Here is a 12,135-nt window from a genome sequence, read left to right as displayed (position 1 = left end):
AGGAAGAAATAAATAGCGGCTTTGTATGGTTGCCCCGGCGGGAGGGCCACAGTCATCCTACACCGGGAGATCAAGTATTCTCGGTCATCGATAATGAGGTCCGCCACGTAGGTTATGTCCAGGCACCAGTTATCAAGCACGGGTCTGTTCTAGATGGCAAACAACCTGTATCTGCCCGTATGCTCCGTAGGTGGGTGCTCAACACCGCAGGTGGCAATTCCGACAACGTACGTTTCAAGCCTCTCATGGAGAGCATTAGAGCCGATGCAGTGCCAGGAAAGCCATTGCCCTTTTTGAGGACTGGGGAAGGCAAACGTGCCGACATAATGAAGGTTTTGATTGGTGACGGATCGGACTTGCTCCAAAGCCGTACACTCACAGAGTTCCTCCGATACAGTGTCAAACTGGGTGCAAGCCGCTTTGAGGTTGAGGATCTATTGGCGGCGCTCAATGGCGGGTTCAGCAGAAGCAGCAGGTACTGGGGAAGGGCCTACATCCAGCTTGTAGTCAGTGCCAATCCGACAGAACAGACACACACGTCGCAGGATTGGCGCATGCTGCCGGTCGAATGGGTGGAAGCCGAACAGATCATTCCCGCCGGCGATCTGACTAAGCAGGGGACTACATCGGCTGTGCCTGTTCGTATTGACGATGGAGAGGCTGAATCTCTCCTAAGACGTCTCACTCTTACCAGAGGATTAGCTGATAAGGGCGACGGGCTCACAGATATCACTGAAGATGAACTCGAACATATGATTAGTGCTGATATCCAAATTGATCACACCGAGCGAGAGGCAGTGATTAAAGCTCGCCGTGGTCAAGGCGTGTATCGGATGAACTTGGAGATGATAGAAAAACGCTGTCGAGTAACGGGCGTAAGTGACCCCCGTCTGCTCCGAGCCAATCACATAAAGCCGTGGCGAGCCTGCAAAACAAACGAGGAGCGCCTGGACGGCTATAATGGGCTTCTACTAACCCCAAACGTCGACCATTTGTTTGATCAGGGATATATCACCTTTGATGACGATGGCGGCATGCGGGTGTCGTCATTGATCCAACAAAAGCAACTTCGGAAATTAGGTCTCGTCCGTGAACTCATAAATAGACCAAGGCCGTTCCGGCCAGAGCAAATACGGTACTTGGAATATCACCGTGAATATATCTTCAAAGGCTAGGCAGATGGGGGCATGAGAGATGCACACCGTGTGACGGATGCCCTCAGCAAGGCCCGTCCCGAGTCCAGAGACGGCGATTCGCGGGCATTTTGTGAATCATGACGGCCCGGCCTCAACCGGCTCCACGGTCCGATTTCTCGATCCGGCTAGAGCCTTTTCCGACTATTCCGAGTCGGAGGGATTCCGCTTTGAGATCTGATGTGGCCTGCTGGCGTCCAGACATGGAGGCACGGCATGGCACGCGCTTACAGTCAGGATCTGCGGGACCGGGTGATCGAGACAGCCCTGGGTGGCGTCTCAGTGCGACAGGCCGCCGCCCGCTATGGGGTCGGCATCTCAACCGCCGTTCTGTGGGTGCGCCGCGCTCGATCCGGCGAGGTGGCTGCCCGCCGGCAGGGTCAACCCAGGCACTCCAAGCTCGACGCGCATGCGGCTTTTCTGCTGGAGCTGATTGAAGCCTCCTCGCATATCAGTCTTCACGAGATGCAGGCGAGGCTGAAGCAGGAGCGCGGCGTCTCGGCTGGCATCGGCACGCTCTGGCGCTTCTTCCACGCGCGGGCGATCACCGTCAAAAAAAACCGCCCACGCCTGCGAGCGCGACCGGCCCGATGTCAGAGCCGCGCGCCAGGCTTGGTTTGACGGGCAGTTGGATCTCGACCCGGAACGATTGACGTTCATCGACGAGACCAGCGCCTCGACCAAGATGGCACGCCTGTATGGACGCTGCGCGCGAGGTCAACGCTTGCGGGTCGGACTGCCGCACGGACATTGGAAGACCACCACCTTTGTGGCCGGTCTACGCTTGAGCGGGTTTACCGCGCCGATGGTGCTGGATGGGCCGATGACCGGCCCGTGGTTTGCGGCTTATGTCGAGCAGATCCTGGTGCCGACCCTCCGGCCGGGCGACGTGGTGATCCTGGACAACCTGCCGCCGCACAAGAGCGCGACGGTGCGGGAGCTTGTCGCGGCAACAGGGGCGACGTTGAGGCGCCTGCCGCCGTATTCCCCTGACTTCAACCCAATTGAAAATGCTTTCGCCAAGCTTAAGGCACTGCTGCGCAAGGCGGCTGCCCGCACCAAGGACGCGCTCTGGCAGACCATCGGTGAACTGTTAGACGAGTTCTCGCCCGAGGAATGCGCTAACTGCTTCAGGGCCGCTGGATATGAACCGGAGTAAGCGGAAATGGCTCTAGTCGGATGCCTGAGTCAGCCTGATCGACATCGGACCTTTCGCTGCGGTACCGTTGCGTCAGGAGCATCTGAGATACCCATGGACGAGATCGTTGTCACCCTAAGACCAGGACGCAAGGGCACCCTCTTCGCCTCCTGGAATGGGACTGAACTGCTGTGCTGGCCGTCGCGCAGGGCCCATGTGGAAGCGGCAAGCGTGCTGCACCACAGCCACGCCGTCGCCCTTGAGCGCTCAATCGCCTTCCGGCACGGTGATGGCCCGGTGTGCATGCGGGCCACCATGGCCGATCTGATCCGGGCGGCCCGTATCCCGCCGCTCGAAGTGCCGCGCGAAGGGCTCGCCCTGGTGAAGGATTAGAAGAGTAGGCGTCCCGGTGCTAATGTCGCCGCGTGACAGGAGCCAAGGGCCCATGACAGACGCGGCGTCACTGACATCGCTGACAGGGCGCACATCCGATGGGCGCTTCACCTCGGGGCAGCACGGTCCTGGCCGTCCCCTGGGCTCGCGCAACAAGCTCGCCGAAGCCTTCATCCGCGACGTGTTCGAGGCATGGCAGGCGCACGGCAAGGAGGCGCTGGAGCGTGTCGCCCGGGAAGATCCGGTCGCCTTCCTGCGCCTCGCAGGAGCCGTGGCGACGCAGTCCTTGCCACGGGCCCGCGCTGTCGTCTTCGACGCGGACGATCCCTGATCGTCACGCGGTTACATGCGGTCAGCTATCCGCGCCATTCAAGTCGGCCTGATGCGAAAGCCATACCCGGCCCGCGATGAGCCGCACGCGAGGGCTCTTGTGCCCCCTGAAGGCCGACAGGACGCGCTCTAATAACCGCCGCGAGACATAGCTTTTCAAGCCTGCCGCATCGGCCTCGGAGGCCGCCCCGCCGCGCAGCAGCAGCACGCCCTGCCATTCGGGAATCGTCAACCTCAGGAGCGATGCCGCCGCCTCGATGTCGGCAAGGGACCACACGATTGGCCTGGGCCGGACGGGCACCACGCCCGAAGGCTCCGGGATTGGCGATGACTTCGGCACCAGCCGCAACGACGTGCCCGTGGATGTCGTGCGCGGTCCCGGGCTTCTGCGGCCCTTAAGGTTGTTCCTCCGCTTCACGCCCAGCAGGCGCGTCAGCACCCGGTCGGCAGCGCGGACCCGCATCTCGTGCCGCACAGCCTCACGGCCCGCGACCTGCCACGCCAGGACGTTGAAGGACAGGATCTTGGCGGGATCGGCCAGGGGTGAATCGATGATGTGCCTGAGCGCCTTGGCGTGCAGGGCGTCCCGCGCGTCCCTGATCGTGTGGCCGCAGCGCAGCAGCAGTTCCCGCCGCGAGATGCCCATGAGCCGCGCGGCGCTGCCGATGCCGTCCGGCGCGGGGCCGATGGCGAGGTTGAGCAGGCCCGGGTCGAGCCGCTCGCGCATGGTGTAGGGCTCACCGGGCTCGCGGGGCGGCAGGGTCGTGAAATGCGGCATCCCCGCCATGTCATTCCTCCCCCGCAGCCTGCATACGGCGCTCCAAGCGCGCGATCTCGTCATTAAGGGTGGCGAGGTCCATGTCGTCGATCTGGGACGCGGACGGCAGGGCGTCGGTCATCGGCTCGCGCCAGGACCGCACGCGGGTTCCAAGCACGGCCTGATTGGCGCGAAGCGAGACCCCCAGGTCGGCGCGCTGGTGGGCCAGGAACAGCATGTTCGAGGCCGCCTCGATCAGGACGCGGTCGGTGCCGTAGGCGAGTTCGTCGCGGTAGTGGCGTTCGAGGTCGGAGCGGTCGATGCCAATCAGTGCCGCGATCCGGTCGGCGGGCAGGTTGTTGAGGCTGCCGAGGACGACGATCTGGCGGGACTCAGGCGTCGGCTCGTGCGGGGCTTCGCCCGAGCCTCCGACAAGCGTGAGGGCGGTCTTCCTGCGGGGCATGGATATCTCCCGTGGCTGATGGCTCCAGTTTACCACCCAACCAACTGATGATGGACAGGAAGCGTCCCAGTCATGCTAGCGTGCGGTTGGAGCAAATAGGGCAAGTGCCGCCGTGTCAGATTTCGCATTCGACCTTCCTGACCTGACATGAAATTTCTTTCCAATGGACCAGACATCCCGGATGACCTCCTCGTCGCGCGCGATGCTGGCGACGTCATCCTGTTTTGCGGAGCAGGTGTCAGCCAGCAGAGCGCAAAACTGCCGAATTTCCCCATGTTGGCCGACCGGGTCGTCCAAAGCTTGGGCGCGGCTCTGGACAGCCGCGCCCGTACCCTGCTCAAAAAGGCGTCTGAGATCGAGCCAATGCCAGATATCGGCGGCCTCGTCGCAACCGACCGTGTATTCGGGCTTCTTGAGCAGGAATTTGAAGCAACAGATGTTCGGGCAGCTGTTGCTGAGGCCATCCGGCCCGGCCCTGAGGCCAAGCTCGATGCTCATCGCGTGCTGCTCGATCTTGCCACCACGCATGGCGTCACCCGTCTGGTAACGACGAACTTCGATCTTCTGTTTGAGGCGTGTGACCACAACCTACTCAGCGCCGGACCGCCCAATCTGCCCGATCCCCATAGCGACCGTGACTTTCGAGGCATCGTACACCTGCATGGCCGCGTCGATGCCAACTATCGAGCTGCTGAGGATGAAGAGTTTGTCGTCTCAAGCGCCGACTTCGGCCGCGCCTATCTTTCGGTGGGTTGGGCGACGCGCTTCATCCAAAGGCTTCTTTCACGGTACCAGATCCTCTTCGTCGGCTACACCGCCGACGATCCGCCAGTGCAGTATCTTCTGGAAGGGTTGAACCTCAGTGCTGGCACGCGAAACAGGCTCTACGCCTTTCAGAGCGGTGAACAGCGATCCGCCATTGCCCTCTGGGAGCATCGGGGTGTCCAGGCCATCCCGTTCGACGCCAGCCAGGGCTTTGCGCCCCTGTGGGATACGCTCTCGGCTTGGGCCGACCGGGCTCGAGACCCCCGACAGTGGCATGAAGCGGTGCTGTCCCGAGCGTCAGCCGGTCCCCAACACCTCACGCCCCATGAGCGCGGGCAGGTGGCCCATATCCTGTCAACCCGCGAAGGCGCTCGCCGTCTGGCGACGACGGCTCATCCGCTCGGCGCTGAATGGATCCTCGTCGCTGATCCGGCTCAAAGATATGCCAATCCAGAGCGAAAAGGCTCGGGCGAAGAGGATCGGCCAGCTTTCGACCCGTTTGACGCCCTTGGCCTCGACGGCGATCCGGCCCCTGAGCCGATTCATCCAGATGACATCTCGAAGAAGCGGGAGGCCGCTTCCGGGGCTCTCGATCTTCTGGTGCCAAACCTCTCGGACCGAGAGCAAGGAGCCCATCACTTTCGGCACGGGATACGGGGATCTCCCACTCGCTTCGACGCAGACCTTCCGCCCCGGCTGCTCGCCCTGGGATCGTGGATGAGCCGAAAGGCGCATGAACCTGTTGTACTATGGTGGGCAGCCCAGCAGCCCGGGTTGCACCCCTCGATCACGCGAGACATCGAACGGCGCTTGCTCCGTGACACTCGGCATTTCCCTGATGCGGTCCGGCGTGGGTGGCGGCTGCTCCTCGCTGCGTGGCGCGATCAACGCGTCGATCCCATGATGCGGAGATATAACATCGAGCTGAGAGGTGAGCAGGAGGGTTGGACCCACTCTCTCGTCCGTGACCTCGTCCACATGTACCGTCCCAAGCTGATCGTGGGGCCTGCTTTCAGCCACGCGCATCCTCTTCTCTGGGCGAGCGAGGGACTGCCCGATGACGTCATTCACGTTCATGTCGACTATCCGCGACCCCACCAGGGCGTCGCCGTGCCAGACGAGTTCTTGCCGTATGCGGTCGACTGCTTTCGAGAGAACCTCGATCTTGCCCTCGCTCTTGAGCGTGAGATCAGTGGTTCCGAATGGGTCTACCTTGCCCCGAGTCGTGGACCAGAGGGGTGTCCCGAGGAGTCGCGCGCAGATTTCGAGCTGACGGGACTCCTCGCCCTTTTTCAGAAACTCCTGACCCGACTTGCGAGCGTGAACTGCGAGGCGGCTCTCAGTCAGGTTCGCTCCTGGTCGACGCAGGACAATTACGTTTTTGCGCGCCTGCGGATTTGGGCAGCGGGCACCGGATTGCTGAGCGTGACTGAGGCCGGAGCAGTGTTCCTGACACTTTCTGAGCAGGCCTTCTGGGATCCAGCGCACCAACGTGACCTGTTGTACGCTCTGAAAGATCGCTGGCCGGAACTCCTCCTGGAGGATCGCACAGCGTTGGAACGCCGCCTGCTGACGGGATCGTACCCCAGGAACGCGGACAGTGTGAGAAGTGAGGAGGTGGAAACACACGCGCGAATGGACCGACTGCAGTGGCTGTCGTCCCATGGAGTGACGTTCACCTTTGACATCAGTGAAACCCTTCGTGCGCTGGGCTCCGCCGCTCCACAGTGGACGCCCCGTAGCGGTGACGCGGCGGCCGATTCGTCCGAGCCGGAGGTTTTCTCAATCACGACCGACAGCAGGCCGGACTCAATCCGGGAGACGCCGATCCCCCAGATTCTCCCCCGTGCCGAGGAACTTCGAGGCTATGACTTTACCTCGAGAACCGAGCGTGATCCGTTTCGGGGCCTCGCTGAACAGAAGCCCGTGCGCGCCCTGGGGGCTCTAACCCACGCAGCGAGGTCGGGCGTTGTACAACGATGGGCTTGGTCGGCATTTCTACACGCCGAAGGCCGAACGCATGATCGACTTCGCATGATAAGGGCGATTGCGGCGCGCCTGGGCAGGCTGCCCCCCGACAGGCTTGAGGATATTGCCTATCCGGTTTCCGAGTGGATGAAGGCGGTATCGGACAGGTTCTACACCGATGCTGCAGAGGTGCTTCCGAGCCTCTGGACAAGCCTGATGGTGGCGCTTCGCAGCGCCGGAACCGAGACGCGTCGCCGCGATAAACGCTCCTGGGCATACGATGCCCTGAACGCGCCGGTTGGGAAGCTGTGCGACCTCCTGTTCAAGGATCCCGCCAAAGACAACCTTGCGGAAGGGATAGGTTTCCCTCGTCATTGGACAAATCGATTCGAGGACCTGCTCGCACTGCCAGGTGACATGCGGCGGCACTCATTGGTTATGTTGGCGCATCAATTGAGTTGGCTGTTCGCGATTGATCCGCACTGGACCGAACAGCACCTGCTTGCGCATGTGGGGGACGAGGGACCCGATGGCGATGCGATCTGGGATGGCATTCTGTGGTCCCAGCGCGTGTCGCGGGCGCTGTATCCGGCCGTCAAGGATGCACTGGTGACGCGTACCAGACGATCTCGTCGGCGTGAGGAGAGCACGGTTCTGGCAGGACTGCTCCTGATCGGGTGGTCGTGGACGACCCCATCCGGGGAGCCTTTGGTCAGCGACGTTGAACTGCGCGAGGTTCTAATCCACGCCGACGACCAGTTCCGCCAGCACCTCCTCTGGCATCTCGAGCGATGGTGTTCGGAGCCCGTCACCGATGGGCGAGACAGAGTTATACCCTTTTTCGCCAACGTCTGGCCCAAGCAACGAGCCCTGCGCACGCCAGAGATGTCTGCGCACTTGGCTAACTTCGCTCTGGTGAGCGGCGACCTCATGCCACGCGTCGTCCAACTGATACTGCCCAGGCTTGTGCCCGCGCGTGGCACACCCCTCCGGCTGAACCTAGAGGAACTGGAGCCAGATGGGCATCCCGTCATCGCGCATCCGTCCGCGACGCTCGATCTGCTGTGGGCCGTGCTCGGCGAGGACACAGCGGCGTGGCCCTACCGCATTGAACCAGTCCTGGACGTCTTAGCCCAAATGCCGGAGACCGCATCAGATGCGAGGTTGTCCGAACTCCGGCGACGCCTCGATCTGCCCTGATGCTCAGTTCCCGTTGGGCATCAGATCTGAATCAACAGCAGCGTTCGCAGCCTCTGTGACTAGCAGCAAGTCCGCGTTTCTTCCGTAAATAACGAACGTCAAGACGTTCATCATCGACGCGCCGCGAATAGGTTCATTCTCCCAGGGATTGCTCATTGTGGAATGCCAAGTGCCTGTATGTGACCTAGGCTGAATCTACGCTCTCCCGGGGATAGCCCTCAAGTCGCATTATAGCCCGGGCCAATCACGCCCTTATCTACAGATCCCGATACCGTCTCCGCCGCTTCGTCTGAGCGACAGCCTCCAGCGCCTCTCCGGCCTCAATCTCGCTGGCGAAGACCTCGACCAGTTCCTGCCCGTTCGTGCCGATCCGGCCCCAGTTGCGCACCAGGCGCACGAGGCCGTAAACCAGGCTGCTGTGTCTACAGCATCTGCGACCATGCAAGTGGGCATTACAAACGTCAAGGGCTACCAGTCTGCCATGCCGAGAGACGCTATCATCGACGCGATTATGCGCCACCTACAAACCGACTCGGGCTTTGCGACCGATCTCCCACCAGGGGAGCGTGAACGCCTGATGGCCGACGTGGACGAACTCTCTGATACCGTTTTCAGCGATGCGGCCAGCGTCCTAAACTTGGGATGGGACGCAGGAACGATGGCGGCATCCGGCTACCTGTCGATCCGAGAATGGTATAGCGTCTACTTCATCACGTCGTCGGATCACGATCCTGCCGGTCCGTTCGCCTCACTGAGCGAGGCGCTCGGCCATGACTATCTCTCAGGTCCCATTCCCGGTCTGGAGCTTGTCAGCCACGTTGTGCCCCACGAGGAATTGGTGGCCCTCGGCGCGCGGCTACTCGGCGCTGGGGAGACCGAGGGGACGATCAACAATCGCCTCTATGTGCGCGGCGACGATGGGGCGCTCGTCGAGCGAGAGCCTATCGCCTGACGAAGGACGTCACTTCATCGGCCGCTTTAGCCGCGCGGTTGTCTTGAGCTTGCGTCAACGGGCTCGCTTTTGATTGGGATCGACCCGGAGGTCGCCAAGGCCCGCGAAAATGCCGGTGTAGGGTTCGCCAGGGGTCATGCCCCATTGGTCTTCGCATCGGACGAACGAGTCTTGCACGAACGTGGAGTGCGACCATTCGACGTTGCGCTGCCACGCGAGGGCAAGGCTCTCGCTGTCGAGAACATCGCGAAGGGCCCTCATCTCAGCCCGCCGCGCCTGGATTTCGGCTTGAAGGCGCGTGGCCTCGATCCGGCACACGAGGGTGACCGTCGCAGGCTCGGCAGATGCCGTGGGTATCAGTGTCACCAGCGAGACAATCAGAAGGGCGAGAGACGCCGCCGTTGGCCGCGTGCGTAGGCAGCTTCCATCGGAAGTGGTTAGGCGGCGGCGAACCCTGACAGTGCAGCCCCTCTGCCTGCAACAAGGTCCTTGAACGGACTGATCGACGCGGGGCTTAATCATCTCGGCTGCATGGGGCGCATCGTCTGGATCGGCACGACGTTGCAATCGTAGTTGACCCGCGTTTCCGGCATCTCGGGGAAATTCTTCGAGCGTTCGACCCGGGTCGCCCGAGCCTTCCCATCGCCGGTCGCACTGATGGCAATCGTGCCGCCGTAATACTGGCCCCTGTCATAGGTGATCGCCAGCGATGTCGTAGTGGCCGCCAGGGACGTCACGAGCCCCTGTTCACCCTCGCTGAGCACCGATGCTGCAAGAGGCGGCTTAGACCAAACCTGCGTTGTGATGTACAGCGTCCAGATCGTTGCGAACTTGTCGCGATCCTCTGCTAACCGGCCGGTGCAGACGAATGTATTGCTATGGTCGAAGCGGTCGGCCGCCACGGCGGGCGTGACGAGGACCGTCGCCAGCATGGCGAGGCTGACCAGAAACGGCCTCATGATTCGGTGCCCTCATTGCCGCAGCCGGTAGCGGGTCCAGGCGGGAGTGCGTCCCCGGCGTGTCCCCGAGGGTTCGAACCTCGCCATCAGCCCACCCCACTTAAGGGGTATAACTGGCTGATACTCTTCAGGAAAATAATGGTCGGAGCGAGAGGATTTGAACCTCCGACCCCTAGTCCCCCAGACTAGTGCGCTAACCGGGCTGCGCTACGCTCCGACTGCCGAAAGGCTTGGTTCCTCTAACTTTTAACGCCGGCTCGCGCAACCCCTGAAATGGAGCGCGGCGCGGAAAGACGATCTTGCCGAGCGTTCGGCTGCGTTTCGGGGCCGGGCCGGGCAGGGGCCGAGGAGACCATCGGCTCAAGCCCCGGGATGGGTCCACGCTTCGACGGCCTGCCGCAAACCGTCGGGCAGATCGGTCACGCTTTCGCCGTCCGGCGCCCCGGAGGAGGCGAGCTCGGACAGGAGCGCCCGATATTTCTCGGTCTTTTCCTGGGCCGCGTCGAACCCGTCGGCGGGCGCATCGTCCGGCAGACCCGAGAAGAGGCAAAGAAGTGCGAGGATGGCGCGCATGGTTCGACTCCGTTCGGGTGTCGTAAGGGAAGCACGGCCAAGGTGGCATTTTCACGATGAAAGAGGTGTGCGCGAAAACACGTCTGCCGCGAACCCCGCTTTCGGACGAGACGAAAGGTTAACCATCCGCGGGAAGAAGAGTAGGTAGATGTCGCGAGCCGGGATACACATTCCCGTGAGAGCGTCCCACGGTGCCCCCAGTGCCACGGCGCTCTCGGCGGCCAGCTTCATCGCGGCTGCCCCACTCCGTGTCTGTGCACACCCCCGCCCTCGCGCGGGGTTTTTTATCGACGGTTTCAGAAGGGGCCCCGTTTCGCCAGCGCCTCGAAGCCGTTTCTCAGCTGCAGCACCCTTTCCTCATAGGCTTTGCTCAGGCAGGATCGGTCCTCGGCGCAGCCTTCTCGCCGCTTGAGCCAGGCCGCCTGCGCGTCTTCCAAGTCGCCGCGGGCCCCCATGCCGAGAAGAGGCTTGAGCTGCCTGTAGAGCACGGCCATCTCGACATCCTGGTCGTTCAGCGCGCGATCCGCGCAGACGGCTTTCTCATCGCCTGTCCGGGCCTTGGCGCAATCGAAGCTCGCGGCCCGGGACGGCTGCGAAACGTTGGCCAGGAAGAGGCTGGCGGCTGCCGCGATGCAGTAGGCTTTCCCGTTCATGGAACCCGTCCTTGGAGACCTCGAGCTTGGGGAGGAACGGTTATCGCCCGGTAGGGCTCCATAACCAGGTCGGACTTTGCAACCCTTGGCTAATGGACGGTTAACGGCTGTCAAATCAGCGGCGGATCGCCGAGGCGTCTCCCGAGAGGGCGAGGCGAAGGCCCAGGCCGACCATGACGAGGCCGGCGCATCGCTCCTGCCAGGCGATCAGGCCCGGCCGCCGCGACAGCCACTCGCCGATCGTTCCCGTTCCGAGCGCAACCGCTCCCAGGACAAAGAACCCTGAGACTTTCTGCACGCCCCCCAGGAACAGCAGCTGCGCCGTGACAGGCCAGTCGCGGCCGGGGTCGACGAACTGGGGGAGGAAGGCCAGCATGAACACCATGGCCTTCGGGTTGGTCAGGTTGTTGATCATGCCCTGGCGCAAGGCTGCGAGATCCGACACGGGCTTCGGAGCCGTGCGGACGAGGCGATGCGGGCCGAACGAGCCGATCAGAAGCTTGGCGCCCAGCCACACCAGATAGGCGGCGCCGGCCCATCGAAGAAGCTCGAAGGCGAGGGGGGAGGCCTGGATCACGGAGGTCACTCCCAGGGCCAGGAGCGGCAGCTGAACGAGGCCGGCCAGAAGGGTCATGCCGATGGCGGTCAGGACGGCAATGCGCCGACCCTGTCCGACTCCGCGGCTCAGCAGAAGGACCATGTCGGGGCCCGGAGCCAGCTGCAAGGCCAGAACAGCGGCATAGAAGGTGAGAAAAGTCGGCAGATCCGGCATGTCCTGGTCTCTTCAGGGC

13 protein-coding genes and 1 tRNA gene are annotated in these 12,135 nt (G+C 62.5%); 6 read left to right on the top strand and 8 right to left on the bottom strand.

The genetic code is table 11. The features are described from left to right. Positions 1 to 554: 554 nt before the first annotated feature. The 4 genes from OCW50_RS22290 to OCW50_RS22275 all read left to right on the top strand — a co-directional run bounded on the left by OCW50_RS22290 (position 555) and on the right by OCW50_RS22275 (position 3,055). Positions 555 to 1,175 carry an HNH endonuclease gene (locus tag OCW50_RS22290; protein WP_262298994.1) on the top strand — a complete coding sequence of 207 codons (621 nt, stop codon included), beginning with the start codon at positions 555 to 557 and terminating at the stop codon, positions 1,173 to 1,175. A 234-nt stretch (positions 1,176 to 1,409) separates the two neighbouring features. Beyond that, a protein-coding gene (locus OCW50_RS22285; RefSeq protein ID WP_262298993.1) for an IS630 family transposase occupies positions 1,410 to 2,352 on the top strand; the annotation gives its coding sequence in 2 pieces (ribosomal slippage) (positions 1,410 to 1,744 and positions 1,743 to 2,352; 945 coding nt in all). A gap of 93 nt (positions 2,353 to 2,445) precedes the next feature. Then, positions 2,446 to 2,724 carry a hypothetical protein gene (locus OCW50_RS22280; RefSeq protein WP_262298992.1) on the top strand — a complete coding sequence of 93 codons (279 nt, stop codon included), beginning with the start codon at positions 2,446 to 2,448 and terminating at the stop codon, positions 2,722 to 2,724. Between the two features lie 52 nt (positions 2,725 to 2,776). After that, complete coding sequence (locus OCW50_RS22275; protein ID WP_262298991.1) at positions 2,777 to 3,055, top strand: hypothetical protein; 279 nt, start codon at positions 2,777 to 2,779, stop codon at positions 3,053 to 3,055. A 21-nt stretch (positions 3,056 to 3,076) separates the two neighbouring features. Here the strand turns inward: OCW50_RS22275 and OCW50_RS22270 are convergent, their stop codons facing one another. Next, on the bottom strand, positions 3,077 to 3,841 hold the full coding sequence (locus tag OCW50_RS22270) for a hypothetical protein (protein WP_262298990.1): 765 nt from the start codon (positions 3,839 to 3,841) through the stop codon (positions 3,077 to 3,079). A gap of 1 nt (position 3,842) precedes the next feature. Further along, positions 3,843 to 4,274, bottom strand: a complete 432-nt coding sequence (locus tag OCW50_RS22265; RefSeq protein ID WP_262298989.1) for a hypothetical protein — start codon at positions 4,272 to 4,274, stop codon at positions 3,843 to 3,845. Between the two features lie 147 nt (positions 4,275 to 4,421). On the opposite strand from OCW50_RS22265, the gene OCW50_RS22260 reads away from it, so the two are divergent. Next, a complete protein-coding gene (locus OCW50_RS22260; RefSeq protein ID WP_262298988.1) occupies positions 4,422 to 8,207 on the top strand; it encodes an SIR2 family protein in 3,786 nt (1,261 codons plus the stop codon). Between the two features lie 256 nt (positions 8,208 to 8,463). On the opposite strand, the gene OCW50_RS22255 is transcribed toward OCW50_RS22260, so the two are convergent. Beyond that, positions 8,464 to 8,604 carry a WGR domain-containing protein gene (locus OCW50_RS22255; protein ID WP_262298987.1) on the bottom strand — a complete coding sequence of 47 codons (141 nt, stop codon included), beginning with the start codon at positions 8,602 to 8,604 and terminating at the stop codon, positions 8,464 to 8,466. A 42-nt stretch (positions 8,605 to 8,646) separates the two neighbouring features. Here OCW50_RS22255 and OCW50_RS22250 point away from each other — a divergent pair, with 42 nt between their 5' ends. Continuing rightward, complete coding sequence (locus OCW50_RS22250) at positions 8,647 to 9,159, top strand: hypothetical protein (RefSeq protein WP_262298986.1); 513 nt, start codon at positions 8,647 to 8,649, stop codon at positions 9,157 to 9,159. 518 nt (positions 9,160 to 9,677) lie between these two features. On the opposite strand, the gene OCW50_RS22245 is transcribed toward OCW50_RS22250, so the two are convergent. The 5 genes from OCW50_RS22245 to OCW50_RS22225 form a co-directional block, all read right to left on the bottom strand. Further along, positions 9,678 to 10,118, bottom strand: a complete 441-nt coding sequence (locus OCW50_RS22245) for a hypothetical protein (RefSeq protein ID WP_262298985.1) — start codon at positions 10,116 to 10,118, stop codon at positions 9,678 to 9,680. 139 nt (positions 10,119 to 10,257) lie between these two features. Next, positions 10,258 to 10,335 (bottom strand) — tRNA-Pro (locus tag OCW50_RS22240). A gap of 143 nt (positions 10,336 to 10,478) precedes the next feature. Next, the gene (locus OCW50_RS22235) at positions 10,479 to 10,691 is read right to left on the bottom strand and encodes a hypothetical protein (RefSeq protein ID WP_262270704.1); all 213 of its coding nucleotides are present in this window, start codon (positions 10,689 to 10,691) and stop codon (positions 10,479 to 10,481) included. Between the two features lie 296 nt (positions 10,692 to 10,987). Then, the gene (locus tag OCW50_RS22230; RefSeq protein ID WP_262298984.1) at positions 10,988 to 11,344 is read right to left on the bottom strand and encodes a lysozyme inhibitor LprI family protein; all 357 of its coding nucleotides are present in this window, start codon (positions 11,342 to 11,344) and stop codon (positions 10,988 to 10,990) included. A 115-nt stretch (positions 11,345 to 11,459) separates the two neighbouring features. After that, positions 11,460 to 12,116, bottom strand: a complete 657-nt coding sequence (locus OCW50_RS22225) for a LysE family translocator (RefSeq protein WP_262298983.1) — start codon at positions 12,114 to 12,116, stop codon at positions 11,460 to 11,462. Positions 12,117 to 12,135 lie beyond the last annotated feature (19 nt).

It is taken from the genome of Microvirga sesbaniae, from assembly GCF_025460805.1.
GTDB classification, from domain to species: Bacteria; Pseudomonadota; Alphaproteobacteria; order Rhizobiales; family Beijerinckiaceae; genus Microvirga; species Microvirga sesbaniae.
Note: the sequence above shows the minus strand (reverse complement) of the source record. Positions and strands in the feature narration are given on the sequence as shown.

Bases quoted from the DNA above. Each gene is read 5' to 3' on its own strand.
- OCW50_RS22225 (WP_262298983.1), bottom strand. From the start codon at position 12,116: ATGCCGGATCTGCCGACTTTTCTCACCTTCTATGCCGCTGTTCTGGCC.
- OCW50_RS22275 (WP_262298991.1), top strand. From the start codon at position 2,777: ATGACAGACGCGGCGTCACTGACATCGCTGACAGGGCGCACATCCGAT.
- OCW50_RS22245 (WP_262298985.1), bottom strand. From the start codon at position 10,118: ATGAGGCCGTTTCTGGTCAGCCTCGCCATGCTGGCGACGGTCCTCGTC.
- OCW50_RS22280 (WP_262298992.1), top strand. From the start codon at position 2,446: ATGGACGAGATCGTTGTCACCCTAAGACCAGGACGCAAGGGCACCCTC.
- OCW50_RS22230 (WP_262298984.1), bottom strand. From the start codon at position 11,344: ATGAACGGGAAAGCCTACTGCATCGCGGCAGCCGCCAGCCTCTTCCTG.
- OCW50_RS22250 (WP_262298986.1), top strand. From the start codon at position 8,647: ATGCAAGTGGGCATTACAAACGTCAAGGGCTACCAGTCTGCCATGCCG.
- OCW50_RS22290 (WP_262298994.1), top strand. From the start codon at position 555: ATGCTGCCGGTCGAATGGGTGGAAGCCGAACAGATCATTCCCGCCGGC.
- OCW50_RS22235 (WP_262270704.1), bottom strand. From the start codon at position 10,691: ATGCGCGCCATCCTCGCACTTCTTTGCCTCTTCTCGGGTCTGCCGGAC.
- OCW50_RS22260 (WP_262298988.1), top strand. From the start codon at position 4,422: ATGAAATTTCTTTCCAATGGACCAGACATCCCGGATGACCTCCTCGTC.
- OCW50_RS22270 (WP_262298990.1), bottom strand. From the start codon at position 3,841: ATGGCGGGGATGCCGCATTTCACGACCCTGCCGCCCCGCGAGCCCGGT.
- OCW50_RS22265 (WP_262298989.1), bottom strand. From the start codon at position 4,274: ATGCCCCGCAGGAAGACCGCCCTCACGCTTGTCGGAGGCTCGGGCGAA.